This window comes from Novosphingobium flavum (assembly GCF_014230315.1).
GTDB lineage: Bacteria > Pseudomonadota > Alphaproteobacteria > Sphingomonadales > Sphingomonadaceae > Novosphingobium > Novosphingobium flavum.
Genome location: NZ_JACLAW010000009.1, coordinates 14214 through 41089 on the forward strand (window position 1 = coordinate 14214; position 26876 = coordinate 41089).

General features: G+C 65.6%; 21 protein-coding genes. 13 read left to right on the top strand and 8 right to left on the bottom strand.

What is annotated here, in order from left to right; all coding sequences use genetic code 11:
• Positions 1-156: 156 nt before the first annotated feature.
• From H7F51_RS12360 to H7F51_RS12400, 9 genes are all read left to right on the top strand, one after another.
• Positions 157-942, top strand: coding sequence for a hypothetical protein (locus H7F51_RS12360; RefSeq protein ID WP_185664619.1), 786 nt, complete (start codon positions 157-159; stop codon positions 940-942).
• Between the two features lie 60 nt (positions 943-1002).
• Positions 1003-3417, top strand: a complete 2415-nt coding sequence (locus tag H7F51_RS12365; RefSeq protein ID WP_185664620.1) for a TonB-dependent receptor — start codon at positions 1003-1005, stop codon at positions 3415-3417.
• A 108-nt stretch (positions 3418-3525) separates the two neighbouring features.
• Entirely contained in the window at positions 3526-4797 is a 1272-nt protein-coding gene (locus tag H7F51_RS12370) for a PepSY-associated TM helix domain-containing protein (RefSeq protein ID WP_185664621.1), read from the top strand.
• Between the two features lie 5 nt (positions 4798-4802).
• Entirely contained in the window at positions 4803-5993 is a 1191-nt protein-coding gene (locus H7F51_RS12375; RefSeq protein ID WP_185664622.1) for a lactonase family protein, read from the top strand.
• A gap of 19 nt (positions 5994-6012) precedes the next feature.
• On the top strand, positions 6013-6975 hold the full coding sequence (locus H7F51_RS12380; protein WP_185664623.1) for an SMP-30/gluconolactonase/LRE family protein: 963 nt from the start codon (positions 6013-6015) through the stop codon (positions 6973-6975).
• Positions 6976-7025: 50 nt separating this feature from the next.
• Entirely contained in the window at positions 7026-8408 is a 1383-nt protein-coding gene (locus H7F51_RS12385; RefSeq protein ID WP_185664624.1) for a dienelactone hydrolase family protein, read from the top strand.
• A gap of 135 nt (positions 8409-8543) precedes the next feature.
• Positions 8544-9209 (top strand): response regulator transcription factor, encoded by a 666-nt coding sequence (locus H7F51_RS12390; protein WP_185664625.1) that lies wholly within the window; start codon positions 8544-8546, stop codon positions 9207-9209.
• Positions 9206-10555, top strand: coding sequence for an ATP-binding protein (locus H7F51_RS18910; RefSeq protein ID WP_185664626.1), 1350 nt, complete (start codon positions 9206-9208; stop codon positions 10553-10555). Before H7F51_RS12390 ends, H7F51_RS18910 begins: the two co-directional genes overlap by 4 nt.
• Before the next feature lie 96 nt (positions 10556-10651).
• Entirely contained in the window at positions 10652-11227 is a 576-nt protein-coding gene (locus H7F51_RS12400; RefSeq protein ID WP_185664627.1) for a cupin domain-containing protein, read from the top strand.
• Between the two features lie 8 nt (positions 11228-11235).
• Here H7F51_RS12400 and H7F51_RS12405 read toward each other — a convergent pair whose 3' ends face one another.
• The 3 genes from H7F51_RS12405 to H7F51_RS12415 are packed head-to-tail and all read right to left on the bottom strand — an operon-like array spanning position 11236 to position 16777.
• On the bottom strand, positions 11236-12846 hold the full coding sequence (locus tag H7F51_RS12405; protein ID WP_185664628.1) for a family 43 glycosylhydrolase: 1611 nt from the start codon (positions 12844-12846) through the stop codon (positions 11236-11238).
• Positions 12843-13859 (bottom strand): alpha/beta hydrolase, encoded by a 1017-nt coding sequence (locus H7F51_RS12410; RefSeq protein WP_185664629.1) that lies wholly within the window; start codon positions 13857-13859, stop codon positions 12843-12845. The genes H7F51_RS12405 and H7F51_RS12410 overlap by 4 nt, the downstream gene beginning before the upstream one ends.
• A 20-nt stretch (positions 13860-13879) precedes the next feature.
• Positions 13880-16777 (bottom strand): TonB-dependent receptor, encoded by a 2898-nt coding sequence (locus tag H7F51_RS12415; protein ID WP_185664630.1) that lies wholly within the window; start codon positions 16775-16777, stop codon positions 13880-13882.
• A 306-nt stretch (positions 16778-17083) separates the two neighbouring features.
• Here H7F51_RS12415 and H7F51_RS12420 point away from each other — a divergent pair, with 306 nt between their 5' ends.
• Positions 17084-18436, top strand: a complete 1353-nt coding sequence (locus tag H7F51_RS12420; RefSeq protein WP_185664631.1) for a pectate lyase family protein — start codon at positions 17084-17086, stop codon at positions 18434-18436.
• 2 nt (positions 18437-18438) lie between these two features.
• Entirely contained in the window at positions 18439-18831 is a 393-nt protein-coding gene (locus tag H7F51_RS12425; protein ID WP_185664759.1) for a cupin domain-containing protein, read from the top strand.
• Here H7F51_RS12425 and H7F51_RS12430 read toward each other — a convergent pair.
• The 5 genes from H7F51_RS12430 to H7F51_RS12450 all read right to left on the bottom strand — a co-directional run bounded on the left by H7F51_RS12430 (position 18828) and on the right by H7F51_RS12450 (position 24193).
• A complete protein-coding gene (locus tag H7F51_RS12430) occupies positions 18828-20399 on the bottom strand; it encodes a carboxylesterase/lipase family protein (RefSeq protein ID WP_185664632.1) in 1572 nt (523 codons plus the stop codon). The genes H7F51_RS12425 and H7F51_RS12430 overlap by 4 nt on opposite strands.
• On the bottom strand, positions 20386-21420 hold the full coding sequence (locus H7F51_RS12435) for a sugar kinase (protein ID WP_185664633.1): 1035 nt from the start codon (positions 21418-21420) through the stop codon (positions 20386-20388). The genes H7F51_RS12430 and H7F51_RS12435 overlap by 14 nt, the downstream gene beginning before the upstream one ends.
• An 8-nt stretch (positions 21421-21428) precedes the next feature.
• Positions 21429-22184, bottom strand: coding sequence for a 2-dehydro-3-deoxy-D-gluconate 5-dehydrogenase KduD (kduD, locus tag H7F51_RS12440; RefSeq protein WP_185664634.1), 756 nt, complete (start codon positions 22182-22184; stop codon positions 21429-21431).
• 21 nt (positions 22185-22205) lie between these two features.
• Entirely contained in the window at positions 22206-23042 is an 837-nt protein-coding gene (gene kduI, locus H7F51_RS12445; protein WP_185664635.1) for a 5-dehydro-4-deoxy-D-glucuronate isomerase, read from the bottom strand.
• 122 nt (positions 23043-23164) lie between these two features.
• Positions 23165-24193 carry a LacI family DNA-binding transcriptional regulator gene (locus H7F51_RS12450; protein ID WP_185664636.1) on the bottom strand — a complete coding sequence of 343 codons (1029 nt, stop codon included), beginning with the start codon at positions 24191-24193 and terminating at the stop codon, positions 23165-23167.
• A 186-nt stretch (positions 24194-24379) separates the two neighbouring features.
• Between H7F51_RS12450 and H7F51_RS12455 the strand changes: the two genes are divergently transcribed.
• Positions 24380-25891, top strand: a complete 1512-nt coding sequence (locus tag H7F51_RS12455; RefSeq protein ID WP_185664637.1) for a UxaA family hydrolase — start codon at positions 24380-24382, stop codon at positions 25889-25891.
• Between the two features lie 109 nt (positions 25892-26000).
• Positions 26001-26843, top strand: coding sequence for a 2-keto-4-pentenoate hydratase (locus H7F51_RS12460; protein ID WP_343061282.1), 843 nt, complete (start codon positions 26001-26003; stop codon positions 26841-26843).
• Positions 26844-26876 lie beyond the last annotated feature (33 nt).

Sequence of the window (26876 nt, forward strand, 5' to 3'; positions counted from 1 at the left end):
TTCGTTGGCACGTGAACGGGTGCGGAGATCAAATAAATCGAAGGATTTTCCGCCATTCAGATTCGGTTTGGGTCGCATGGCCATAGCAGCGTTTGAGATGCGGGCACGTAACCGCGCGACCGAGAGGATAGCATGCGAAACATTCATCAGCTCATCTTGCGTACATCCGCTGCCGTGGCGGTTGCCTTCGGCGCAGCGAGCGCCCTTCCCGCGCTGGCGCAGGGCGCGCCGGCAGGGCAGGGTGCACCGGCCGCCGCTCGCCCGGCACAGCCTGTCATGCCGATCATCAAGTTCGAAGCGGCCAATCCCGGGCAGGGCGGCGGTGACGAACTCGCGCCGCCGCGCCGCCTTGCTGCGGCCGTGCTTGCGGGTGCTGGCTATACACCGCGTCAGGTCACCGATGTTGGTTCGTTCACCGGTGAATTCCTCGAAGCTTTCATGGACCGCTTCCCGACCTCGCACGGGCAGTGGACCGAGCCGGTCGAGAACAACCGGGTCAATGCCGTGCGGCGGCTTGGCGGCTATGGCGAGCGGGTGACCTACCGCATCGGATGCCCGTCGCGCGATCTCGCCGCTGGCTGCGTTCCCGCCAATACCGACGTTCTCATCACCTCGTGGTTGTCGATCCACCAGAACCTCGACGGTATTCGCAGGTTCTACAAGGAGGCGGCCGCGATCGTTCCTTCCGGCGGGTGGGTGATCAACCTCGATCACGTGACTTTCCCGGACCCGGCCTGGGGTGAGCGGATGAAGGCCGCGCGCGGCCTTGCCATCCCGCTGGGCCTCGCGGTCAAGACCGAGGGGCCGCCGGTCCATCATCCCGATTACCGAACCCCGACCCTGGCAGAGCAGCTCGACGCCTTCCACGCCGCGGGGATCACCGATGTCCAGGTCGTCTGGCAGCGGCTCGACACTGTCCTGATGATCGGGCGCAAGCCGTAAGCAACGGCATAACAAGCAGACTGCAAAATCAGGCCCGAAATGGGTCGAAGGGAGTGAAACATGATGGCAAGAACTTTCCGGACAACTCTGGCGGTAGGCGTGGCTTTTGCCGCGCTTAACGTGATGGCAGGCCCGGCTCTGGCGCAGGACGCGCCGGCCGAGACGAACCTGGACTCGCAGGAAATCATCGTCACTGCGACGAAGACGGAAACGGTCGCGTCCAAGACCCCGATCGCGCTCAGCGTGTTCAAGGGCGACGACCTGACCAAGCGCGGCGTGGTCAGCGTTGCAGACCTTCAGAACGTCGCCCCGGCGCTCAACGTCGGTTCGGCGGCGCGCGGCGCGAACATCACCATCCGCGGCGTCGGCACGACCGACATCACCTCGAAGGGTGAGCAGGGCGTTTCCTTCAACATCGACGGCGTGCCGACCGGTGTGCCGCAGATCATGAGCCTCGGATTTCTCGATCTCGAGCGCGTGGAAGTCCTGCGCGGTCCGCAGGGCACTCTGTACGGGAAGAGCTCGACCGGCGGCGCGATCAACCTGATCACCGCCAAGCCGAAGGACACGCTCGAGGCCTCAGCCTCGGTTGAATTGGGCAACTTCAACACTCGCCGCGGCGAAGCCATGGTCAACATCCCGCTTGGCGATACCTTCGCCGTCCGGGCGGCTGCGGTTATCAACAATCGCGATGGTTATATTCTGCCGACCATCAATGCGCCTGTCGCCGGTTCCTCGCAGCGTCCCCTTAAAGATGAAAACAACTGGATGACTCGGCTTACCGGGCTCGCTCGCCTGGGCGATCTCGGTGACATCACACTGTCGGGCACATTTGGTCACGTTGGTGGCGCCGGTAGCAATGGCGAAGTGTTGTGGTACCGTGCGCTTGGCCAGAACATGGTGGCGAACAAGGCAGCTCGCACTGTCTACTACAACCCCTATGCAACCGGTGTTGACGACAACTTCAGCAACATCACCGGGATCGTGAATCTCGATCTGGGTGGCGTGAAGGTCACCTATACGGGTGCGCATATCCATCTCGATACCAACGACAATCCGTCGCCTTCGGTAACCGATCCTGCTGGCAGTGGCGGCATCCCCAACTACACTTGGACGCAATACCAGTCGTGGGTGAACAACGACTCTCATGAAATCCGGTTTTCCAATGCACAGCCTGGTCGCCTGACTTGGGTTCTGGGCGCCAACTACGTTAAGGAAACGATTAACGAGATCGACCTGAACTGGCAGACCCAAGCGGGCACTATCTCGCTGCCGGACGGTACGCCGAACAATCCCAACGATAATCCGAAGTATTTTTGCGCGACGCCTAACTTCGATTATCAATGCAATTCGCCCAACCCTCAGATTATCGGGCCCAGCACGCACCAGTCGAAGGGCGTATTCGGTCAAGCCAGCTTCGCCGTCTCGGAAACGATCAAGCTGACCGCCGGCGGCCGTTACTCGGACGACAAGTCGTCCCGCAACTACACCATTGCCGCAGGGCCCGCTCCGGGCGCCGATTACTGGTCGGGCGCCAATGGCCTTCCCTGCCGTCCCGGTAATCCCTGTATCGGAACTAAGGGGCTTGGTTTGTCGCAGAGCGGCAAGTTCACCTGGAGGTTGGGAATTGACTTCACTCCAGCTCCCAATCAGCTGATCTACGCGTCGGTCGCAACCGGCTACAAGGGCGGTAGCTTCAACGACTTCGATCCTACCACAAAGACGACCAAGGCGTATGGGCCGGAAAGCCTGATCGCTTACGAGATCGGGTACAAGGGACGCCCGGTTGCGAACCTTCAGTTCAACTCTGCGCTCTACTACTACGACTACAAGCATTACCAGTTGACCGGCGCAACATTCATTGCCCCGTCGGTTACTGGCGGCCCCCCGGTCGTTGTGATCTTCACGACGACGCCCCCGGCGAAGTTCTACGGTTGGGAAAACGAGCTGACTTGGACGCCGACGTCTAACGATACCCTCAACCTGTCGTTCGCGCTCGCCGGCGGCGAATTTGGCAAGGGTGCCAAGGCCGGCTTCCTATTCCTGAATCAGGTGTCTTGGGAGGGCAAGCGTCCGGACAGCCTCGCGACCTTCTCGGGCACAGCTTCCTATGAGCACCGGTTTGAGCTGGCCAACGGCGGGAATATTGCTGCCCGCATCGGTACCAAGTTCTCGAACGGTTATTTCCTGAGTGACCTTGGCGGCCAGCCCGGGGGTGATCCGACGCAGGCGACGACCGGGTATTCCACTCCGCCGCAGCAGTATCGTCAGGGCGGCTTCACGCGTACCGACGTCAATCTTGGCTACACCTCCGAGAACGGGAAGCTCTCGCTGAGCGCCTATGTGCGCAATATCGAGAACAAGTTCCAGTTCATCGGTGCACCGAATGGTATGGGCACTGGCAGCAACGATCGCGTCTTTGCCCGCGTTTCCGATCCCCGCACCTTCGGTGTCCGGCTCGGCGTGAAGTACTAACCAGTCCTCCCCCTGGGCGGGTGTGCCGATTTTTGGCACACCTGCCCCTTTTTCAATTTGTCACGCGGCTGCAATCGTTGCCTGTTGGTGGGCGGGAGAACCTTGACCATGCACGACGTCCAATCTGAAACGGCCTCGGCGGCGCGCAAGAAGCGGCCTGCCGATATGCGCACCGTCCACCGGGTGCTGTCATTCCTCGCTTGCCTCCTGATGCTCTACATGGGCGTCACCGGCACGCTGATCCAGAGCATCGATCTCGGCAAGCTGCTGACCGGTACGCCCGAGAGCGATGCCACGATGCAGTCGATCAACGAAGGCAAGTTCGGCGGCAGCGCCTATTCCATCACCTCGGTTTCGGACTGGAGCGGCGCGCCGCTTCCCGAAAACGTCGACGTGGCCAAAGGGATCGCCACGACGCTTGCTGCCTTCCACGCGGCCGAGCCGAAATTCGAGCCCATGATGGTCGAACTGCGCATGGTCGAGGGTCGCGTCGTGGGGCAGGTCGGCTTCAAGGACCCGGCAATGGTGCCGCCCAAGCGGCGCGAACGCCGCGCTTCGCTGGCCGTGCGGGCCTACGACGTCGAGACCGGCGCTGCGGTCAGCCCCGCCGACATTACGCCGGCCATGCCGCCGCGTTCGACCCGCCAGGCGCTCAAGGAATGGCACCGCTTCTGGAAGGACAGCGACAAGCCCGGCGTCTATGCCGAATTCCTGACCGGCCTGGTCATGAGCACCCTGATCTTCACCGGGATCGTGATGTATTTCCGCCTGCTGCGCCAGCGCCGCAAGATGAAGCGGGCGGAGCTGTTCTGGAGCGCCGGCGGGATGCTCAAGACCTTGCACCGGGGCGTGTCGACGGTTGCCGCGATCCTGCTGGTCATGGTTGCGGCGAGCGGCACCTGGCTCGGGTTCGAGAGCAGCTGGAACACCTTTTCCAAGCGTACGCCGCCGCCCAAGCCGCAAACCTTGACCGACGAACAGGGCGTGCGGCTGACCGCCGCGGCCTACAAGCTGTTCCGCACGGCCGAGCCGGAAACTCCCGTCCGCACCGTTCGCGCCCGTCTTTATGCCGGTAACGAAGAGGCCGGGATCGTCACCGGCACTTCCTTCACCCGCCAGAAGATCTACGACATTCCGAGCGGCAAGGAGATGACGCTCAACGAGCCGCAATATCCGAAGAACGGCTTCCCGCTCGGCCTCAACGTGCATGAATGGGTCAAGCACTTCCATTCCGGATACCTCTTCGGTCTTCCGGCGCGCTTCCTCGACCTGCTCGCAGGCCTGTCGCTGATCTTCCTCTCGGTCTCGGGCCTGTGGATGTACATCGACATGTATCGTCAGCGCGCGCGGACGGGCCGCAAGGCCCTGTTCTGGAAGTGACCGGGATGGCCGGGACCTTGCGCCTTGTCCGTGGGCTGTCGGCTGCGGCGGGACTGCTCATCGCCGTGGGAGCGGTGACGGGACCGGCTGCAGCCGAGGCGCCGGCAGGCACGTCAGAAGCGCGCCGCGATGGCGGCCAGCTGGTCTATGTCGGCACGCGAGGGCGGGGAGACGGGATCGGGATCTCAGCTGCGCGGTTCGATGCCGCCAGCGGCCAGTTCACGCCGCTCGGCCTTGCGGTCGAGGCGGTAAACCCGACCTGGCTGATGGCAAGCCCGCACCGGGCCGTGCTCTATGCGGTGAGCGAAGTGGGCAACGACGGCAAGTCCGACGGGGCGGTGCTGAGCTATACGGCTGATGCGGCGACCGGGAAACTAACCCTGCTGAGCCGTGTCGCTTCGGGCGGAGGAGGGGCGACCCATCTGGCATTGGGCGGCATGCCGCCGACGGTTTTCGTGGCCAACTATGGCGGCGGAACCGTTGCGGCCCTGCCGTTGCAGCCGGGCGGGGCCCTGCTGGCTCCATCCTCGGTCCAGCATGATACCGGCTCGGGGCCGAGCCCGCGCCAGGCAGGCCCGCATCCCCATGCCGTGGTTTCGGCGGCCAAGGGGCGCCTGCTGCTGGTCGGCGATCTTGGGGCAGACCGGATCTTCGTCTACAAGGTCGATCCCGCCGCCCATGCGATCAGCCCGGCAGAGCAGCCGTTCGTTCAGTTGACGCCCGGTACCGGCCCACGCCACCTTGCGCTGACGCCGGACGAACGCTTCGTCTATTCGCTCAACGAGTTCAGCAACGACGTTGCCATCCTGGCATTCGACGCGGGCAAGGGCAGGCTCACGGCTCGCGGGCGGGTTCCCGCCACGCGGGCGGGCTTTGCCGGGGAAAACAGCCCGGCCGAGCTGCTGCTCTCGCGCGATGGCCGCTTCCTTTATGTCAGCAATCGCGGAGAGGACACGATCGTCGTGTTCCGCGTCGATGGGCGGACGGGCCGTCTGGCCGAAGTGCAGCGGTTGGCAGTCGGGCCCAATCCGGCGGCGCTGGTATTCGACCGGACCGGGCGCTGGCTGCTCGTGGCGACCGAGGGGGAGGGCAAGGTGCGCGCCTACGCCGTCGATCGTGCGCGCGGCACCCTGGCGGGTGGCGGGGGATCGTTCGCCTCTGCCCATCCAGTAACCATCGCCGTTGTCGGCCCCTGATTTCACGGAGAGCCCATTCATGAACACGGCCCGCCTGCTTCGCATCGGCCTTTGCGCCCTCGCCCTGTCGGGACTGGCCGGCCTTGCCGCGGCCGAGGCGCCCGCCGTTCGCCAGATCGCGCTGCCCGATCATATCGCCTATCCCGAGGGTGTGGCCTATGATGCCCGGCGCGGCGCATTCTACGCAGGGAGCGCGGAGAGCGGCGAACTGGTCAGGATCGATGCGACGACCGGCCGGGCCCGGACCATCGTGCCGCCGGGCCGGATCGCGCCGACGGGCAGCACCTTTCCCTCGATGCTGGGCATGAAGGTTGACGGGAAGGGCCGGCTGTGGATCGCGGGCGGGTTCTCGGGGCTGATCACCCTGGTCGATCCGGCGAGCGGGCGTCTGTTGCAGCAGGAGCAGGTCTCGGGAGCGCCCAAGACGCTGCTCAACGACCTCGTGGTGATCGGTGACACGGCCTATGTCACCGATACCTTCGTGCCGATCCTGTGGCGGATGCGGGCCGGCCAGAAGCCCGAGGCCTGGATCGATCTGACCACGACCCCGATCGGCTTTGCCGATGGCCCCAATCTGAACGGGATCACCGCCAGCGCCGATGGGCGCAGCCTGATCGTGGTGCAGATGAACAAGGGCAAGCTGTTCCATGTCGACATTGCCAGCCGGGAAGTCACGCCGATCGATGTCGGCGGGCTCGATCTGGTCGGGTCCGACGGGCTTCTGCTGGAGGGCAATACGCTCTACGTCGTGCAACAATGGTCCAACCGGATCGTGCGCCTGCAGATGGAGGCGGGGCTGAAGAAGGCAAGCCTGCTGTCGCGCTACGGCGATCCGAGTTTCGTCTATCCGGCAACCGTGGTGCGTTATGGGGACAGTCTCGTCACGCCCAACAGCCAGTTCAACCGGCGCGACGCCAAGGCCTCGGTCTTCCCGATGGGACTGGCCCGCGTTCCGCTCTCGCTCGTCCGGCGGGGCAACTGATCGGCACGCGCCGGACGCGCCGCACCACTTTCGGACAGGACTTTATCAGGATGATCCCTCTTCGAACGCTTGCTTCGCTGGCCCTGGCAGCTTCGGCCTTCGGACTTTGCCACACTGCGAACGCACAGGGCATGCCGAACCGCCCGGCGGATGTGGTGCGGATCGAGGGGGTCAAGACGACCTATGTCCGCCTTGCCAGCGGCGCGCCCGGGGTGCTTTACGAACCGGCAAGCCCCGGCGCCAAGGCCGCGATCGCCCTGTTCGTCATGCATGCCAGCGGTGACTACCTGACCTTCTCCGCCTGCGGCGAGCTCGCCAGCCGCGGCTACCGCGTGCTCTGCGCCAACAACAGCACGAGCAAGTCTGGCGCGTTCGATGATGGGGTGATGGATCGGGTCTTGCTGGAGATGAAGGCCGGCATCGGCTTCCTGCGGTCTTGGCCGGGCGTGAGCAAGATCGTGCTGTTCGGCCATTCGGGCGGGGCGACTTTGATGACCGCCTACCAGATGATCGCTGAGGGCGGCCTGCCCTCGTGCCAGGATGCGGCCAAGATCCACAAGTGCCCGGATAACCTTGCCGGCCTGCCGAAGGCCGATGGCGTGGTGCTGGCCGACGCGAACTGGGGACAGGCGGAAATGGTCCTGCTCAGCGTCGATCCGTCGGTCATCGCTGATGACAGCGGCAAGAAGCTCGATCCGGCACTCGACATGTACAATCCCGCGAATGGCTATGGGCGGGACGGTTCGCGCTACAGCCCGGCTTTTCGGGACAAATTCTTCAAGGCCGAAGCCGCGCGCAACAATGGCCTGATCGCCAAGGCCCAGGCCCGGCTCGCACTGATCGAGGCCGGCAAGGGCAATTACGACGACGATGAGCCATTCATCGTGGCCGGTGCCAGCTTCATCGGCAATCGCCTGTTCTCCGAAGACAATACCCTGCTGGCGGCGTCGCTGAAGCCCTGGCCGCTCGTCCATGCCGATGGAACGGTGACGACCGAGATCATCCGCTCGCTCCGCTTGTCTGAGGGGCGGGGCAACCCGACCGCGCGCATGGCCATGGGCGCGCTCAAGACCACGGTGAAGAACTTCCTCTCCAGCTATGCGATCAGGGCCCTGCCCGATTTCGGGTATGACGAACATCGCATCCGGGGGGTCGACTGGCGATCGACCTATGCGAGCCCGCCGGGCAACGCCGAAGGGATACGCGTACCGCTGCTCGCGCTGGGCATGAGCGGGCACTGGGAAGGCCTGGCCGCCGAGGAGATCGGCAATCATGCAGCCAGCGCCGACAAGACCGTGGCCTTCATCGAGGGCGCTTCGCACGTCTACACGCCCTGCGACAAGTGCGTAAAGCCGGCGGCGGCCTATGGCGATACGGTGAAGCTGACTTACGATTTCGTTGACAAGTGGCTCGCCGCGCCGGGCCGCTTTTGAGGAGCGGGTTGTGGAATTCCGATCACTTGCAGAAGGTTTCGCATTTGTCCGATGAGCCGCGCTGACGCACATACTTCCCCGCATGAACTGGCAGAGCGGGGGGAAACCCTGCCTGCGGAGGCGGGGAGGAAACCTATGCGCGTGTTGATCGCGGAAGATGATCCGGATCTCGCCAGCGAACTGGCGAAGGTAATGCGCGCGGCCGGCTTCGCCACCGATACGGCCGAAAATGGCGAAGATGCCGTGCATCTTGGCGATACCGAGCCATATGACGCGGCTGTGGTCGACGTCGGGATGCCTCGGCTGGACGGGTTCAGCGTGGTCCAGCAATGGCGCGCGGCGGCGCGTAATTTCCCGGTCCTGATCCTGACTGCGCGCGATACCTGGTCCGACAAGGTCCAGGGCTTTCGCGCCGGGGCCGACGATTACCTGACCAAGCCTTTCGTGTCGGAAGAAGTGGTCATGCGGGTGCGGGCCATGATCCGCCGCGCCAGCGGCTATGCCGCATCGATCGTCCAGTGCGGCGGCTTGGTGTTCGACAGCCAGATGGGCGGCTTTGAATTCGAGGGCGAACCGCTGCGCCTGACCGGGTTCGAATGGCGGGTACTGTCCACCCTGATGCTGCGCAAGGAACTGGTGGTTTCGCGCAGCGAACTGATCGAGCGGGTTTATGAGTTCAACTCTGACGCCAATTCCAACTCGATCGAGGTGATCATCGGCCGGTTGCGGCGAAAGATCGGTGCCTGCATGATTGAAACCGTGCGCGGCCATGGCTACCGCCTGACGTGCAGCCGGGAGTGAGCGAGACCGCCGCGCCGAAGGCCCGCGGCCCGCTGTCGCTGCATGCGCGTATTGCCCTTTCGGCCTTTGCGCTGGTCATCGTGGCGCTGGTCGGCTGCGGCTTCGTCATGGAACACTGGATCGTTCGGGTCGTCAGTGCCAGTTTCGATGAGAAGATCGACCTGCAGGTTCTGTCGCTGGCCGGAGCCATCGACCGCGAGGGGCGCCTGGTCGAGGACCAGGTAGCCTATTTGCCGGACCTTGAATTTCGCGGCCAGGGCTGGGGCTGGTCGGTGCGAACTGCCGCCGGAGAATGGCGCGGGGGCGAACGGTTTGCCGTGTCCCGCCGCTATCCCCCTGATCCCGACTACGCGCGCGACCTGCTCTCCGCCGATGCCACGTCGGAAAAGGGCGTGCCGATGCACGTTCGCTATGAACTGGTCGGCTTGCCCTCGGGCAAGGCCGAGATCATGGTCGCCGCGCCGCGATTGGTGATGGACGAGCCCGTGGCCAAGGGCTTCCGCTGGATTGTCGGCACCCTTGCCCTGCTCAGTCTGGGCCTGGGCGCGGCGGCCATTCTGCAGCTGCGCTTCGGTTTGCGCCCGCTGCGCAAGTTGCAGCAGGCCGTTGCCGCCGTACGGGCGGGCGAAAGTGCCAGCCTGTCCGAGCGGCAGCCGCGTGAGCTTCTGCCATTGGTGGCCGAAGTGAACGCCCTGCTGGCTCAGAACGAGGCCGGGCTCGCCTACGCCCGGCGCCATGTTGCCAATCTTGCGCATGGGCTCAAGACCCCGCTCACCACGCTTTCGCTGCGGCTCGCGCGCGAGGGGGCAAGCCCTGAAAGCCGCGCGCTCGTGGCGCAGCTCGATCGGCGCATCGCCCATCACTTGCGGCGGGCGCGCAGCGCGGCTGCGGGGATTGGTGAGCGGGGCAGGGCCGATCTTGCCCAGGTCGCGGCCGACCTCGCCTTCGCCATGCATCACGTTCATGGCACGCGCGGCATCGCCTATGCGATCGATGTGCCGCAGCCGTGCGAACTCGCGGTCGATCGGGAAGATCTCGACGAGATGGTCGGCAACCTGCTCGATAATGCCGGCAAGTGGGCTCACACTCAGGTGCGCCTCAAGGCGCGGATCGACCGGCAGCTGGTATTGATTGACGTTTGTGACGACGGGCCGGGCATCGCGGCGGACGACATTTCCATGGCGCTGCGCCCCGGTGCGCGGCTCGACGAGGATGAGATGGGATACGGTTTCGGACTGGCGATCGTGCAGGAACTTGCCCAGCTCTACGGCGGGCGGCTTGCGCTGGGGCGCTCAGCCGACCTCGGCGGCCTCAACGTGGAGCTGGCGTTGCCCCGCCGCGCGTGAACTATGTCGACAATTTTGCTTCGCCAGATTGTTGCCAAACTGCTTTGCCAAGGCAATGATCGCTCTGGAATATTGCACCGATCCGGGAGAGTGACCGTGAGAAAATTCGTCGCCCTTGCCGGCGGACTGCTGCTGATCGCGGCAACGCCGCCGGCCTCAACCCCGCTTCAGGTGCGCAATGGCCCGCCGTGGTCCCCGGCCGAACCGAAAATGATGATGAGCCATGTTGAAATGGCCGCCAAGATGGCGCAGTTCGCGGCCGAGGCGCGGGCCGGAAAGACGTTCGACCCGGGCCCCGTTGTCATGCAGGGGCGTTACCGTGCCCAGCTTGAATGGCGCAATGCGCCCCAACTCAACACCAACATTCACGAGACCGATGCCGAACTGTTCGTCGTCGCTGAAGGTTCCGGGGCGATGCTCCTCGGCGGCCAGTTGGTGAAGCCGCGCCGGGCCGGACCCAATCGCTGGGAAGGGCCCACGCTGATCGGCGAAGGGGTTGTCGGCGCGCATGAGGTCAAGGTCGCCAAGGGCGACGTGATCATGATTCCGCCGGGCATGCCGCACACGGTCAACAAGGTGAATGGCACGCTTGCGATCTGGACCCTGCACCTGCCGGATCCCGGACCGAACCCGCCGCCCTTGCCCAAGGATCTGCGTGAAACGGCGCAGTAACGCGGCGATCAGTCTTCAAGAGCCTTAAAGGTGAAGTCCCGGAACCGGGCTTCCCCCGCGCCTGCGGCATAGAGGCCCGGGCGCAGCATCAGGAAGCCGCCACGCACGTTGTGGTGGTAGCCGGAAACCTCCATCCCACGGTCAAAGCGGCGCCACGTCTTGCCGCCATCGCCGCTGGTGTGAAAGCTCACGATGTGGCGCCGGTTGGTGACCCTGAGCCGCATCCGGCGGCCATGGGGATTAGCCGGCCGGCCGCGCTCCATGCCGTACTGGTGCGTGACGAAGCGTTCCGCGTCGAAGCCAAGGCCGCAATAGAGCCGGTCGTCGTAGAACAGGATCAGGCCGGCGGTCGTGCCGGGATCGATCTCGATGTCGCATTCGAAGCTGTAGGACGTATCGCCCGCAGTGAGCAGCAGGGGTGAGCCGGAGGACGGCGCGGCCCCTCTCGCGGCGAGGTGAAGGGCCCCGTCGGCAACCCGCACCCGCTTGCCTTCATCCGGGCCGGGCCGAAAGAATGCCCATTTGCGCCCCATTGCCAGCGGGCCATCGAACCGGTCCGACAGAGCCATGCCGTGCGGCACGACACCGGCGCCGCGCGGCTTGCGCAGCGGGCGCGAGAGATCGCCGCCGATCATGCGCAGCCACCCGTCGGCGGTCCATTCGATCGGATCGAGCAGGCATTGCCGGCCCAGGGTCCAGAAACCCGCCTCGAAGCCATGGTAAAGCGACCACCATGTGCCGTCCGGGGCTTCCACCAGCGAGGCATGGCCGCGCGACCACCAGGCCTCGCTGTCGTTGACCGTGCGCACCAGCGGATTTCCGGGATGCTGTTCCCATGGGCCGTGAAGCGAGCGGGCGCGGGCGGCGATCACCATGTGGCCGGTGGGCGGCCCGGCGGTCCCGCCGACGGCCGTCAGCATGTAATACCAGCCGCCGTGATGATGGATCTTGGGACCTTCCGGCGAAAAACCTTCGACGTCCCATTCCTCGGGGTAGCGCCAGGGATCGTAGACATGCTCGACCGGTCCGGCGAGCGAGAGTCCATCGGCCGCAAGGCGCACCCGGTCTCCGCCCGACAGAAACAGCCAGCGGCTGCCGTCTTCGGCCACGGCATGGCATGGGTCGATGTGATCGTGCAGGCCAAGAGCCACCGGATCGGACCACGGACCGTCGATGTGATCGGCCCATGAGACGAAGATGTCATTGGGATCGGCCTTGACCGGGATGTAGAGGAAATAGCGGGCGCCGTGCTTCTCGAGGCTGGGCGCCCAGACCGAGCCAATGTTGCGGGTCAGCGCGGCGCCGCGGGGCTGCCAGTTCACCAAGTCGCGCGAATGCCAGATGGTGAGGCCGGGATAGGCATCGAAGCTGGAGAAGGTCAGGTAGTAATCCGCGCCATCCTTGAGGATCGCGGGATCGGGGTGATCGCCCGCCAGAACCGGGTTGAGGAAAGTGCCGTTGCCGAGATCAGGCACGCGCTGGTTGTCGAAACCGCGCCGCCAGTGTGGAGGCTGGGGACGGGAAGGGGCGGGGGTGGCCGCGTTCGCCGTGCCTGGCAGGACGATGCCTGCCGCGCCCAGTAGGGCTGCCTTCAGGGCGCCGCGCCGGCCGACCGTCATACCAGGCCTACGGTCGCGGCCCAAGCCCGCCACAACTCGGGCCAGGCGCTTACCGGCTTGCCCACCGTGCTGCGCAGTCCGAAGCCGTGCCCGCCCGCTGCGAACAGGTGCGTTTCCACCGGGACCTTCCGTGCGCGAAGCGCCGCGCGCAGGCGCAAGGTATTTTCGATTGGCACGGTCGGGTCGTCCTCGGCGTGAAGCAGGAAGTGCGGCGGTGCGTCGGACGGAACCACCCGGTCAGGCGAATGGGCGGCCTCGAGTTCCGGAGGCGGGTTCGGCCCCAGCAGCAGTGCGCGGGAACCGGGATGAGCGATCGCCGGGTCCATGCTCACCACGGGATAGGCCGGAGCGGCGCACCATGGGCGAGCGGACAGGCGATCTGCCGCGTCGATCGGGGCATAGGCGGCTGCTTCGAAGCGTGCGGCAAGATCGGCGCAAACGTGGCCGCCAGCGGAAAAGCCCATCGTCGCGACCCGCTCGGCCTGCACGCCATAGTCACCGGCGCGCTGGCGGATCAGCCTGATCGCACGCTGCGCGTCGGCCAAGGCCGTGTCAGGCCCCAGGGCCCAGCCTTCGCCGGGCAGGCGGTAGAACAGGACGAAAGCGGTAAAGCCGCGCGCGGCCAGCCAGCGGGCCATCTCATAGCCCTCCTTGTCCACGACCACGAGACGGTATCCCCCGCCCGGCGTGATCAGCACGGCCGCGCCATTAGGACGATCGGGGCGGAAAACCACCATCCGCGGACGGCTGATCTGCCACACGGCCCGGTCGGCGATGAGGTTGTCGGCCGAACGGTCGTCCACCGTCTCGTTGGCGGGCAGCGCGGCCGCACCGGGCCTGCGCGCCAGGGCTTTTGCCCCCGCCGGCCAGAGATCGATCGTCTCGGCCGGCTGCGGCAGGCCCCGGGCCAGGGGCCTGGGCGAGAGCGGCGGCGGGGTTTGCCCCCGCGCACCGGAACCGGTGATGCCGGCGGCAAGACCCGCGACAAGCAGGGAGCGACGGTCGATCGTCATGTCGCGGGCCTTCCGTTCCGTCAGTACCTGAACCGTGCGCCGACGAGGATCGTGCGGCCGAAGTGGTTGTTCTCGTAATTCCGGTCCGTATCGAAGTCGGTGAACCGATAGCGGTAAGTGTCGAGCAGGTTGTTGCCTTCGACGGAAACCTCGAGGTTGTCGGTCAGCTTGTAGCGGATCGAGGCGTCGAGATTGGTGGTCGCGCCGTATCCTTCCAGCAGGTTGCCGGTGCCCGATGCGCCCTCGTGATACCGCCCGCGATAGCTTACCATGATGCGACTGCTGAACTTGCCGTCATCGTAGTAGAGCGTGCCATTCCACGCGGTCTTCGAGACGTTGGACAAGGTGTTGGTCACGGTGACGTTGGGCAGCGATCCGCCGGGGGTCGTGGCCGGTCCCTGCAGGGTGAAGGTGGCCTTGGAGTCGATGAAGGTCGCGTTGGCCAGCACTCCGAAGTTGGACAGGAAGCCGCTGTCGAGGAACACCTTGAACGGCAGTTGCAGCGCCAGTTCCACGCCCTTCAGCGAAGCGCCGGTGCCGTTGATCGTCTTCGACAGCTGCCAGATCGGCTGAAGCAACTGGTCGCCGCTGGTCCCGATCGAGAGGTAGGCCGGCGACGAGGGGCTCAGCGCCGCGACGCTCGCCCCGGTTTCGGCAAAGGTCAGCCCGCTGATCGACTGCGACTGCGTGAAGGTGCTGACGTCCTTCTTGAACAGCGCCACCGAGGCCACTGCCCCGCGCCCGAAGTACCATTCGAACGAGAGGTCGTAATTGGTGGCGCGGTAGGGCTCGAGGTCCGGGTTGCCCTGGGTCACGCGGTAGTTGAACCCGTCGGCCGTTCCGCCCGAGAGCGAGCCCAGCGAGGGCCGGGTCATCACCTTGGCCACGGCGGCACGAACGATGATGTTCTGCGTCGGGAACAGGGCGAGGTTGAGCGAGGGCAGCCAATCGTCGTAAGTGCGCTTGATCGGCGCGGCCTGGCCGAGGCCCGAGGTCACCTGCTCGGTCGCGGCATAGCGCACGCCGGCGTTGAGCGCATATTCCAGCCCGGCGATGTTGCCCTTCGCGTCGGCCTGCAGATAGGCCGTCTTGGAGGTTTCCTGCACCCCGCGGATGTTGCCGATGTCGGGCGCGGCGGTGCGGCTGTAGAGCTGGGTGAAGGCCGCTGCCGCAGGCAGGTTGGCAACGAGCCACTGGGTCGTCGTCCCGCCTGGCTGACCCGAAGGGGCAAGGGTGAACAGCTGCGACAGCGCCGAGGTGACCGGGAAGCCGTAGATCGCGGTCGGGCCGAACACCGAGGAAGCCGAACAGGCAATCGTGCCCGAAGTGCTGGTCACCAGGCTGGTGCCGCCATTGCCGCACACGGCCGTGTCGCGCAGATAGCTCGCCACGTCGAAATTGAACCGGCGCCAGGCCCCGCCGAGCTTCAGCGTGTAGCCTTCGGCCACGTCCCATTCGGTGCGCAGTTGCACGGTCTTGAAGCGGTTGGTCACGCTCGACGGACGATCGCGGATTTCGGCGAGCTGGAAATTGGCCGGATCGGTCACGCTGGTCCCGAAAGTCAGCTTGGGGTGCTGCATGTCGGTATAGTCGTAGGAATAGCCCTGCGCGTCCTTGTCGTCGAACATGATCGTGGTTTCGACCGGGATGCTGGCGTCGGACTTGGAGAAGCCGCCCATCAGGGTAAAGCGCAACTTGTCGGTCACGTCCTGGTCAAGCGTCGCGCCGAGCTGATAGAACTCGGTCGAGCTCTTGCGCAGGTAATGCTCGGTGCGCACGTAGACGTCGTTGAGCGTGGCCTTGATCATGTTTCCGTTGGCATCGTAAACTGGATTGACGACGTCGATCGCGCGTTCGTTGGAACGCAGCAGCACTTCGCCCCACTGCTCCTCGCGGTCTTCCTTGAAGCGGGAATAGAGCCCGTCGAGCGAGAGCTTGGTGTGCTCGGTCGGCTCGAACTGGATCGAACCGGTCAGGCCAAGCCGCTCGCGGCGGTGACTGACTTCGCCGTAGCGCGGAATGCGGGGGTGGAAGGTGAGCGCGGCCTTGTCGCAGGCCGTGCTGGAACGATAGGAGCCGCCGCTGTTGGGCGAGACGATGGAGCTGGTGGAGCTGGTGTACCAGCAGGGCGTACCGTCGACCGAGTCGAACCGGGCCTGAGCCCAGCGCACGGAATTGTTGCCCATCTCCAGCGTGCGGATCTTGGAATATGCGGCCGAGACCGAGACGCCCAGGGTTCCGGCGTCGTTGCGCCAGCTGACCAGCCCGGCAAGGCGCGGGCCGAGGTTCTTGGACAGGTCGTTATAGGACGCCACCGCCGAAATTGCGCCATGCAGGCCGGCCTTTCCGGTCAGCGGGTTGCCGGTGTTGAGGTCCACAACCGCGCCGAGCGATCCCTCGTCGAGCGAGGCCTCGGCCGTCTTGTGCACGACCAGGCTGCTGAACAGTTCCGAGGCGAAGACGTTGAAGTCGAAAGCGCGGTCGCGGTTGGAGCTGGCGCCATCGGTCGAGGTGGCGATGGTCTCCATCCCGTTGACGCGAACGCGTGTGAACTGGCTGGAAAGCCCGCGCACGGTAATCGCGCGGCCTTCGCCGCCGTCACGCACGATCGAGATGCCGGGAATGCGCTGAAGGGATTCGGCCAGGTTCTGGTCGGGGAACTTGGCGATATCCTCGGCTACGATCGCGTCAACCGCGGCGATCGTGTTGCGCTTCACGTTGAGCGCGGCCTCGAGTGACTGGCGGAAGCCGGTGACGACGATGTCCTGCGCGGCTTCTTCGCCGGTTGCCGGTTGCCCTGCCTCGGCCGCAGTGGCAGCGGGCGCGGTCTGGGCCATGGCGAGCGAAGGCGCGGCCAGCGCGCTTCCGGCGACGAGTGCTGCCTTGAACAAGGCCAGCGGCGTGATCGTGTTGCGCATCCTCAACCTCCTCATCCTGCGATCATTCGCCGCAGATCTGTCTTCATTTCGGGACGAGGGCCCGACTTGATACCGGTGTCAAATGTGCGTGACCGATGTCACCCATGCCATTCTTCACCCTGTCCCCGCCCGGTTCGGCGTAATCCCGGGGCTTGTCCCCGCTGTCCGGTCCCTGCTTTCCGGTCTTGCCGCCCCGCTTGCGAGCGCGGCGATGACCTTCATGGTAACCGGTGTCATTTTTTATTGCCGTGTCTCGAGGCCTCTGTCAAGAATGCAGGCAAAGGGAACGACCCCCGGGAGAGAACCATGCAAGTCAGCTCATGGCGCAAGGCCGCGATTACCGCATCATTTCTTACACTTGCCGCTTCCACCGCTAACGCCGCCGCCGGTCCGCTCGATCCGACGCAAGGCGGCGCCGGGGGCCGAATCATCCGGGTCACAACCCTTGCCAAGGATGGGCCAGGTTCGCTCAAGGAAGCGGTCGAGGCCAAGGGCCCGCGGGTGGTCGTGTTCGAAGTCGGTGGCAACATCGACCTTGGCCGCGATGTCCTGACGATTGCCGAACCCTACCTGACCATCGCCGGGCAGACCGCGCCGTCGCCGGGGATCACCATCATCCGGGGCGGGATCGACCTCAAGGGCCATGACGTCATCCTGAGCCATATCCGGGTGATGACCGGCGCCGACGGCAAGCCGCATTTTTCAGACTGGGAAGCCGATGCCTTCTCCTCTGTGGCTGCCCATCACGTACTGGTCGAGCATTGCTCGTTCCTCTGGGCGCTGGACGAGAACATGTCGGCCTCGGGCCCGCGCTTCACCGGCAAGACCCTCGCCGAATGGCGCGCCAACACCAGCCACGACGTCGTGTTCCGAGACAATCTCGCCGCCGAAGGGCTGGCCTTCTCCAGCCACCCGAAGGGCGAGCATTCCAAGGGATCACTGATCCACGACAACGCCACCAACATCACGTTCTACCGCAACGTCTTCGCCCACAACGTCGAGCGTTCGCCGCTGGTGAAGGGCGGGGCCCAGGTCTTGATGGTCAACAACCTGATCTACGATCCGGGCCACCGCGCGGTGCACTACAACCTGATGAACCTCGAGTGGACTGGCCATCCCTATGTGACCGGGGAGATCACCGCGGTCGGCAACGTGATGCGCGGCGGCAATTCGACCGACGCCGACCTGCCGTTCCTGACCATCGGCGGCGACGGCGACCTCAAGTATTATGGGCAGGACAACCGCGCGGTCGACCGCTTCGGCAAGGCCCTGCCGATGTTCGGACGTTATGGCGAGACCAAGGCCAGGATCCTGCAGCAAAAGGCTCCGCTCCGCAGCGTCACCGGCATTCCCGTGCTGCCTTCTGGCGAGGTGGAGACCAGCGTGCTGCAGACTGCGGGCGCGCGGCCGTGGGACCGGGCGCCGGATGACATCCGCGTCCTCTTTTTCGTCGCCGAGGGGCGCGGAGAGATCATCGACGACGAGCACCAGGTCGGAAACGGCTATCCCAAGGCGGCGGAAACCCGCGCTTCCTTCAATCCTGCCGCCTGGAACCTCGATACGATGACCCCAAGGTCCGGTCGCTACCCCGGAGACCAGACCGGCCCGCAGGAAAAGCTTTCGCCGCGCGATGCGGCCATGCGTCAGGGAGGAGTGTGACTATGCTTGCCGCAGCCCTGCTGATCGCCGCCGCCGCGCCGGCGATGGCCGTGATCGACGAACGCGACACCGTCAAACGCGAGCCCGTGCCACATGGCGAGATCGGCATGAGCACGGCCTGGCGGATCAGCGATTTTGCCCCGGGCCCACGCGAGATGGAATTTCGCCGCCGCACGCTCGACGTCGGATCGGCGATCGGCCCGCATCCGATCGAGCACGACGAGGTCTATTACGTGCTGAGCGGGGAAGGGGAGGTCGTTTCCGATGGCAAGGCCGCCCATGTCCGGCAGGGCATGACGGCCTATCTCTATCATGGCGCCGTGGTTGGCATTCGTCAGATCGGCGCGGCCCCGCTGGCACTGATCGTGGCCTATCCCAACCCGTCCCGCCCTTAGCTACCGGGCTGCGCGTAGGGCGCGGTGCCCCACAGCTCGCGCTCCCAGCGGCGTGGATCGTCCACCATGCGCGGTGCATCGCCGAACACCATCGTCGCGCGGCTGGGCAAGGTATAGCTTGTCCAGTCGGAAAGGCCCGGCCGGCCGGTCCGCGCAAGGCCGGTAAAGGCCTGCATCATGGCATCGCGCACCGCCCTCGCGGTGGCGTCGGTTCCGCTCATCGCGCCCGGCGCGCCCAGCGTACCGAAGACATAGGGCAAGTCATCGGTATGGGCCGCGCCGCGCAAGGGATCGAGCGGGGAGGGGCGGTCGAGCTGATAGACCCAAGTGCTCAGCGCCCCGGCCCGAGCGCGCGCATCAGCCTCGATCACCTGCCCCGGCCATGACCGTCCGGCCGTGGTTGCCGCGTAGAAGACCCGTTCGGGGCTCCAGTCCGGATAGCGCGCGCGGTACTGCGCCGTGACCCATGCCGTGTCGAGATCGACCTTGATTTCCGGCGCGATCCGCGCGGCAAGGTTATCCCAGTTCAGGCCGGCCAGCTTGGGGCCGCGCGGATCGATGAAGGCGCGGGTCTCGTCATGCACGTTGCCGAGGATCATCGGTACGGCCAGCCCCTGCGGCGCGGCGTCCGGCCAGAACGGGTGGCGCGGCAGGTTGGTCATGTCGAGCACCGGCCCGAAATAGAGCGAGCCGCCGATCACCGGGTCGGTCGCGCCAAGCCCTTCGACAAGGCGCTGCCATGGCATGGTGCGCAGCACTTCGGCGTCACCGGCACCCAGCTTGAGCGCGGCAAGCAGGGCGCCGGTCCGTTTCCATGCGTTGTTCGGCCCGCTCGCCACGACCTGCTGCCCGCTCATCGTGGCGGCGGCATGAAACAGGCCGCGCGCAGCCGGCATGGCCATCAGCGTGGCGATCTTGGCACCGCCGCCGGACTGTCCGAACACCATGATCCGTGCCGGATCGCCGCCGAACAGGGCGATCCGCTCGCGCACCCACCGCAGTGCCAGCATGAGGTCGAGCTGGCCGAGATTTCCGCTGTCCGCAAAGCGGGCGCCAAGCGGTTTGAGCCAGGCATAGCCGAAGGCATTGAGGCGGTGGTTCACCGTGACCACCACCACATCGCCCTGCGCAGCCAATTGCGCGCCTTGCGTCACCGGGTCGGTCACCGTGCCGGAGGTATAGGCGCCGCCGTGGAAATAGACCATGACCGGGCGTCGTGCCTTGGGATGGATCTCGGGGGTCCAGATGTTGAGGAACAGGCAGTCCTCGCTCATCGCTTCGCCGGTCGGTGAGCCATGCTGCGGGGCAATCGGTCCGAACCGATCGGCCACTTGCCGCGGTCCCCGCCCGTTTTCGGGCCAGGGCTCGGGCGAGGGCGGGGCAAAGCGTTCGGCGCGCCCATAGCGGATGCCGCGGAAAGCGATGACGGTGCCCTCACGAACCCCGGTCAGGTGTCCGGCCCGCATCACCGGGTTGGGACCAGCGGCTTTCAGCGGCATGGCCGCTACCATCCCGGCCGCACCTGCCTGGAGGAGCAGGGCCCGGCGCGTCTGATCAGCGGCGAACATCGCCTCCGCAGCGGGAAAAAGCGCTCAGTTCGGCAGCACTGACCAGGCACAGGTCGCCCGGGATGGTGTGCTTAAGCGCGGCCAGGGCCAGGCCGGACTCGGCCATGGCCTTTGGGTCGCCGCCCAGCAGCCACTGGTGCAGCACCCCTGCCGCGAAGGCGTCGCCGGTGCCGATCCGGTCGACGATCCCGGTAACGTCCATCTCGTCGGTCTGATGGGCCGTATCCCGGCTGTCGACCCGCGCGGAAATGCGGTGATGCGCCGAGGTCACCAGATGACGGGCCGTAGATGCGATCAGTTCGATCTTGGGAAATTCAGCGAAGGCCGCCTCGGAAGCCTCGCGGCGGCGATCTTCCCCTTCGCCGGAGAAGGACTTTCCGAGCAGCAGGGAAATATCACGGTGATTGCCGATCAGGATCGTCGCATCCTGCACCAGTTCGCGCAAGATCTCGGCGGGATTGGAATCCCAGGCGTCCCAAAGTTGGGGGCGGTAATTGCCGTCGAAACAGATCGGAACGCCGGCTGCGAGGGCTGCAGCATTGGCCGCGCGGGCAAGAGCTACCCCCTTCGGGCCGAGCGCCGGAGTAATCCCCCCAGTGTGAAGTAACCGTGCCCCGGCTATCGCGCCCGGCAGATCCAGCATTTCCGGAACGGCCTCGGCAAAGGCGCTGCCGGCGCGGTCATAGGTGATCGCGGAAGGACGCAGGCCTGCGCCGGCCTCGAGGAAGTAGAGGCCCATCCGTCCCGTTGCAGTGGCGATGCAGTCCGTTTGCACACCCGTTGCAGCGAGGGCCGAACGGGCCTTGGCACCCAAGGGACTGTCAGCCACCAGCCCGCAAAACTTCACGGTGTGGCCCAACATGGCCAACCCCGCGGCGACATTCGCCTCGGCTCCGCCGACTGCCACTTCGAGCAAGTCGCACTGGGCCATGAGCCGCGGCGCAGGCGGCGAGAGGCGCAGCAAAAGTTCGCCGAAGCAGGTGATGTGACCGGAAACGGGAGCGGGAGTTGTATCAGCCATGTCCCCGCCTAGCGCGCCAGCCAGCCGCCATCAACGGCCAGAATGTGCCCGGTCACGTAATCTGATGCATTGGACGACAGAAAAATTGCTGCGCCGGCAATATCCTCCGGCTTGCCCCAGCGTCCGGCGGGGATCCGTTCAAGGATCTGGCGATTGCGGGTCTCGTCGGCCTGCAGAGCGGCCGTGTTGTTCGTGGCGATGTAGCCGGGGGCGACGGCGTTGACCTGGATGCCGCTGGCGGAAAGTTCGTTCGCCATCGCCTTGGTCAGGCCCGCCACGCCGGATTTTGCCGCAGCATAGCTCGGCACGCGAATGCCGCCCTGAAAGCTGAGCAGCGATGCGATGTTGATGATCTTGCCGCTGCCGCGCTCGGCCATGTGCCGGGCGGCGGCCTGGCTGAGGAAGAACAGCGCCTTGAGATTGGTGTCGATCACCGCGTCCCAGTCGGCCTCGGAAAACTGCAGCAGATCATCGCGCCGGATGATCCCCGCATTGTTGACCAGCACGTCGATCCGGCCCAGCGCGCCTAGCGCCTCGTCAACCACGCGCTGCACTTCGGCGGTGCCGGAAAGGTCGGCGCGGACATCGACGACCCGGCGGCCGGCGGCCTTGATGCGCTCCACCGTTTCGGCCGGCTCGGATCGCCCGGCGAGCGCAACATCGGCGCCTGCCTCGGCAAGTGCCACGGCGATGGCCTGGCCGATCCCCGTGTTGGCCCCGGTAACGAGGGCACACTTGCCCGCAAGATCAAATGAAATTGCCATGTCAGTCCTCTCCCGCCCGGCTTACTTGAGCTGGCAGATGTCGAGGACGTTCATGTCGGTATAGTCGAGGTTTTCCCCGCCCATGGCCCAGATGAACGCATATTTGCGGGTGCCCGATCCCATGTGGATCGACCACGGCGGGCTGATCACCGCTTCTTCGTTGCCGATGACGAGGTGCCGCATCCCATCGGGCTCACCCATGTAGTGGAACACGCGGTCGTTGGGCTCGGCCATGTCGAAATAAAGGTAAATCTCGCTGCGCCGGTCGTGCAGGTGCGGGGGCATGGTATTCCACACCGAACCCTCTTCCAGCACGGTCAGGCCGAGCAGCAACTGGGCGCTCTCGCAGACGCCGGGAATGACCAACTGGTAGATCGTACGCTGGTTGGAACTGGCGAGGTCACCGCGCTCGAGTGGGTTGGCCTGGTCCAGGGTGATGTGCTTGAGCGGGCAGGCCTTGTGGGCGGGCACCGAGGCCAGATAGAACCGCGCGCCGTCGCCCTCGAACAGCACTTCGGCGCTGCCCATCGGGATGTAGAGGCATTCCTTGTTGCCCAGTGCGAAGCGCTGGCCGTCCACCGTGATCGCACCCGCCGTACCGATGTTGACCGCGGCCATCTCGCGCCGCTCGAGGAAGGGGCGTCCCGCGGCACTGGCCGGCACGGCCTGCTCGGGCAGGCGCAAGGAGCCGCCGGCAGGCACCGCGCCGCCAATCACGAAGCGCTCGTTGTGAGAGTAGTTCAGCGTGATCTCGCCGCTCCGGAACATGTCGGTGACGAGATAGCGCTCACGCAATTCGTCATTGCTGACGCACTCCATCATGTCGGGATGGGTGGCGTGGTACGTCTTGGCGAACATGTGAATCTCTCCCAGAGGAATGTTGCAGGCTGGCTAAAGTCCATTATCTGGACTCGTATTTCGCAGGATGCAACACGGTAACCGGTGTCATGATAGCGGCAACTGCATTGCCACGCAAGCTGTCAGCGCCGCGGCGGAGCCGCTGACCCGCGCTCGATGAAGATGGACGGGAAAAGCGCCGGCTGGCCAGAGGCATGGCCCGGATCGATCAGTTTCAGCGCCGCCGTGCGCGCCATGGCTGCCACGGGCCAGCGCACCGTGGTCAGTGGCGGCCAGATGTGTGCAGCGATGGGCGAATCGTCGAAGCCCACGATTGAGAGGTCGTCCGGCACCGAAAGGCCGCGCTCGCGCGCCGCATGGAGCACGCCGGCGGCCATCTCGTCATTGCAGGAATAGATCGCAGTCGGGCGCTCGGTGGCGTCAAGAAGCTTGTCCCCGGCGAGTTTGCCGGTCTCGAACGTGTAGTTTCCGGCGGCCTCGAGCTCCGGACCCTGCGGCAGGCCTGCCGCCTTGACCGCGTCGCGGTATCCCAGTTCGCGCTCCCGGGCCGAGCGGAAGCCTTCCGGTCCCGCCACGAAAGCGATGCGCCTGTGCCCCAGCGCGACCAGGTATTCCATGGCCTTGCGCACGGCTTCCCGGTCATTCGATTCGACTAGGTGCTCTCCGCTGTCGAGCTGGGCCGATCCCATCCGCACATAGCCTACGCCCAGTTCCTCGCAGACCCGTGCCAACTCGTCATTTTCCGAGATCGGCGGCATCAGCAGCACTCCGAACAGGCGTTGCTGCTCGAGAAAGGCGCGGACATCGTCCAGCATCCGGGGCGAACGGCGGTTGACCGGACGCACGACGAGAGCGAACTCGGTATCGCGGATCGCCGAGAGGATGCCCTCCTGCACGTTCAGCACGGTCTGGGCATTCGGATTGTCGTGGATCAGTCCGATCAGGAAGTTGCGGCGCAGGGCAAGCGCCCGCGCCTGCGGGTTGGGCACATAGCCCAGGGCGGCAATCACCTTCTCGACCTTTTCGCGCGTGGCGTCGTTGAGCAGGGGCGAACGATTGATCACCCGGCTCACCGTCTTCTTCGAGACGCCAGCTTCGCGTGCGACGTCGTTGATCGTCGGCTTGGCCTCGCGTGCGGTGATTGCTCCCATCGTATACTGCTTCCTTCGACCTCCGCCGACGGCGGATTTGCGCGGTCTTGCCGCGTCCAGGACCGTGCAGCAAGAGCGTTTGCGATACGGCAGGCGAACTTGTGCCTTGTCATCGGCAAGTCGGCAAGCTTATATTGACACCGGTTACCAAACAGTGATTCCGCCATAACCGACCACGGGATAGAGATGTCGACCAAAGGCCAGGCAGCGCTGCGCATTCATGCCGACGATACCGTCGCCGTAGCCCTGCGCGCGCTTTGTGCCGGCGAAACCGTCACCGTGGGACAGGTCGCGGTCACTTTGACCGAACCCATCGCGCAGGGCCACAAGCTGGCACTGCGGTCCCATGAGCCTGGTGATCCTGTGATCAAGTTTGGCGCCCCGATCGGCCGGGCGACGGCGCCGATCGCGCCAGGCGCTCACGTCCATGTCGATAACCTGGTGACGGCGCTTGTCGGCGAACTGGGCTATGATCCGGCGTCGGCCCGGTCTGCCCTGACCCAAAGACCGGCCACGGCACTGACCTGGCAGGGGTACCGGCGCGCCGATGGCCGCGCGGCCACGCGTAACGAGATTTGGATACTTCCCACTGTCGGCTGTGTCGGCCCAACGGCCGAAACCATCGCCCGCGAAGCCATGGAGCGCCATCAGCGGGCCGGACGGGAAGGGGGGCTGGATGGAATCCACGCCTTCACCCATCCCCATGGCTGCTCGCAACTGGGCGACGACCTCGCCGGGACCCGCGCATTGCTGGCCGGACTCGCCGCCAACCCGAATGCCGCCGGCGTCCTGCTGCTTGGGCTGGGCTGCGAATCGAATCAGCTTGGCGCGCTGGTTGACAGTCTGCCCGACGGGGCGCGGGCCAAGGTCCGCACACTTGCCACCCAGTCGGCCGGGGATGAATTTGCCGAGGCGGCCGCCCTGATCGACGAAATGGCCGAGCAGGCTGCCGCCTGCCGCCGCGAAACCATCCCATTCGGGGAGCTGGCCGTAGGGCTCAAATGCGGCGGTTCCGATGGATTTTCCGGGCTGACCGCCAATCCGCTGCTCGGACGGTTCAGCGAAACGCTCGCCGCATCGGGAGGACGCGCGATCCTGACCGAGATTCCCGAAATTTTCGGGGCGGAACAACCCCTGCTCGAACGGTCGACGGATGCCGGCGTTTTCCAGTCGGCCGCCGATCTGATCAACGGCTTCAAGCGCTACTATCTCGATCAAGGACTGCCGGTTTCGGAAAATCCCTCACCCGGCAACATCGCCGGCGGCATTACCACTCTCGAAGAAAAGTCGCTCGGCGCGGTCCAGAAAGGCGGGCGTGCCCCGTTGGTCGACGTGATCGGCTACGGAGCCCAGGTTCGCCGGTCAGGGCTGACCCTGCTGGAGGCGCCTGGCAATGATGCCGTGTCCTCAACCGCACTGGCTGCGGCCGGGGCGACACTTATCCTGTTCACCACCGGCCGGGGGACGCCGCTGGGCTTTCCGGTGCCGACGGTCAAGGTTGCATCAAACTCGGCGCTCGCCGTGGCCAAACCGCATTGGATCGACTTTGACGCCGCCCTGGCGCTCGACGAAGGGCAGGATGTGGCTGACGCGGCCTTCCTCGAACGTGTCTGCGCCCTTGCCAGCGGCGAGCTTACCGCTGCCGAACGGAGCGGCAACCGCGCCATCGCGATCTGGAAACGGGGCGTCACGCTGTGACGCCGGCTTGGCACGGCGTCCTGTACTTGCAGATGACACCGGTTTCTCCTAGCCGCCGGGCCTGGACCGGATTGCTGCGCCGTCGCTCTCCGACAATATGGAACCCATCATGATGCCCACGTCCGCTCATCCCAGCCAAGGCCGCCCGGCCCACATCTCCGCCGAGGCGTCGGCAACGGCCGAAGCTTTTGTCACGGCCCGCCGTGTCGGACTTGGCCTCGACGCCTATCCGGGCGAGCGGCCAGGCGATCTTGCCGGCGCCTACCTGATTCAGGAGCGTGCCATCGCGTTCGACGGTCGGACTGTGATGGGCTGGAAGGTCGGGCGCATCGCCCCGCCGCTGGTCGAACAGCTTGGTGCCAACCGCCTGACCGGCCCGATCTTCGAGGGCACCCAGCGATTGGCCGACGACGGCAGCGCCCCCGAGATGCCGGTTTTCGCCGATGGATTTGCCGCCGCCGAAGCTGAATTCCTGCTCCATATTGTCCCGGGCAAGGCCGATGCCCGTCCGGCTGACGATGCAGCGACGCGGCTGCTCATCGACGAGGTGCGCCTTGGCATCGAGATCGCCTCATCCCCGTGGCGCGGGATCAACGCCGACGGACCGGCCGTCACCGCGTCCGACTTCGGCAACAATCACGGGCTGGTCCTGGGCCCGCGCGTCGAGAACTGGCGGGAGCTTGATCTTCAGGCCGTCGAGATCCGGACCGAGGTGGCCGGCGAGACGGTCGGCTGCGCCACGGCCCAAACCATGCTGGACGGCCCGCTTGGCGCGGTGCGGTTTCTCCTCGGACACCTTGCCGATCGCGGGATAGACGTCACCGCCGGGACCTGGGTTTCGTCCGGGGCTGTTACCGGGGTCCATGTGGTCGAGCCGGGACAGGAGGTCCGCGCGGTGTTCGGCGATCTGGGCGAGGTGCGCTGCCGGATTGTCGCGGCACGGCCAGACTAGGAAACATCATCGCGCCCGACCGGAATGAACCGG

What these genes read in the sequence shown, in the direction of transcription:
- H7F51_RS12450 (WP_185664636.1), bottom strand. Translation starts at nt 24,193, where the DNA reads ATGGGAGCAATCACCGCACGCGAGGCCAAGCCGACGATCAACGACGTC.
- H7F51_RS12390 (WP_185664625.1), top strand. Translation starts at nt 8,544, where the DNA reads ATGCGCGTGTTGATCGCGGAAGATGATCCGGATCTCGCCAGCGAACTG.
- H7F51_RS12375 (WP_185664622.1), top strand. Translation starts at nt 4,803, where the DNA reads ATGGCCGGGACCTTGCGCCTTGTCCGTGGGCTGTCGGCTGCGGCGGGA.
- H7F51_RS12405 (WP_185664628.1), bottom strand. Translation starts at nt 12,846, where the DNA reads ATGACGGTCGGCCGGCGCGGCGCCCTGAAGGCAGCCCTACTGGGCGCG.
- H7F51_RS12460 (WP_343061282.1), top strand. Translation starts at nt 26,001, where the DNA reads ATGATGCCCACGTCCGCTCATCCCAGCCAAGGCCGCCCGGCCCACATC.
- kduD (WP_185664634.1), bottom strand. Translation starts at nt 22,184, where the DNA reads ATGGCAATTTCATTTGATCTTGCGGGCAAGTGTGCCCTCGTTACCGGG.
- H7F51_RS12365 (WP_185664620.1), top strand. Translation starts at nt 1,003, where the DNA reads ATGATGGCAAGAACTTTCCGGACAACTCTGGCGGTAGGCGTGGCTTTT.
- H7F51_RS12380 (WP_185664623.1), top strand. Translation starts at nt 6,013, where the DNA reads ATGAACACGGCCCGCCTGCTTCGCATCGGCCTTTGCGCCCTCGCCCTG.
- H7F51_RS12455 (WP_185664637.1), top strand. Translation starts at nt 24,380, where the DNA reads ATGTCGACCAAAGGCCAGGCAGCGCTGCGCATTCATGCCGACGATACC.
- H7F51_RS12410 (WP_185664629.1), bottom strand. Translation starts at nt 13,859, where the DNA reads ATGACGATCGACCGTCGCTCCCTGCTTGTCGCGGGTCTTGCCGCCGGC.
- H7F51_RS12420 (WP_185664631.1), top strand. Translation starts at nt 17,084, where the DNA reads ATGCAAGTCAGCTCATGGCGCAAGGCCGCGATTACCGCATCATTTCTT.
- H7F51_RS12385 (WP_185664624.1), top strand. Translation starts at nt 7,026, where the DNA reads ATGATCCCTCTTCGAACGCTTGCTTCGCTGGCCCTGGCAGCTTCGGCC.
- kduI (WP_185664635.1), bottom strand. Translation starts at nt 23,042, where the DNA reads ATGTTCGCCAAGACGTACCACGCCACCCATCCCGACATGATGGAGTGC.
- H7F51_RS12435 (WP_185664633.1), bottom strand. Translation starts at nt 21,420, where the DNA reads ATGGCTGATACAACTCCCGCTCCCGTTTCCGGTCACATCACCTGCTTC.
- H7F51_RS12425 (WP_185664759.1), top strand. Translation starts at nt 18,439, where the DNA reads ATGCTTGCCGCAGCCCTGCTGATCGCCGCCGCCGCGCCGGCGATGGCC.
- H7F51_RS12370 (WP_185664621.1), top strand. Translation starts at nt 3,526, where the DNA reads ATGCACGACGTCCAATCTGAAACGGCCTCGGCGGCGCGCAAGAAGCGG.
- H7F51_RS12430 (WP_185664632.1), bottom strand. Translation starts at nt 20,399, where the DNA reads ATGTTCGCCGCTGATCAGACGCGCCGGGCCCTGCTCCTCCAGGCAGGT.
- H7F51_RS12415 (WP_185664630.1), bottom strand. Translation starts at nt 16,777, where the DNA reads ATGCGCAACACGATCACGCCGCTGGCCTTGTTCAAGGCAGCACTCGTC.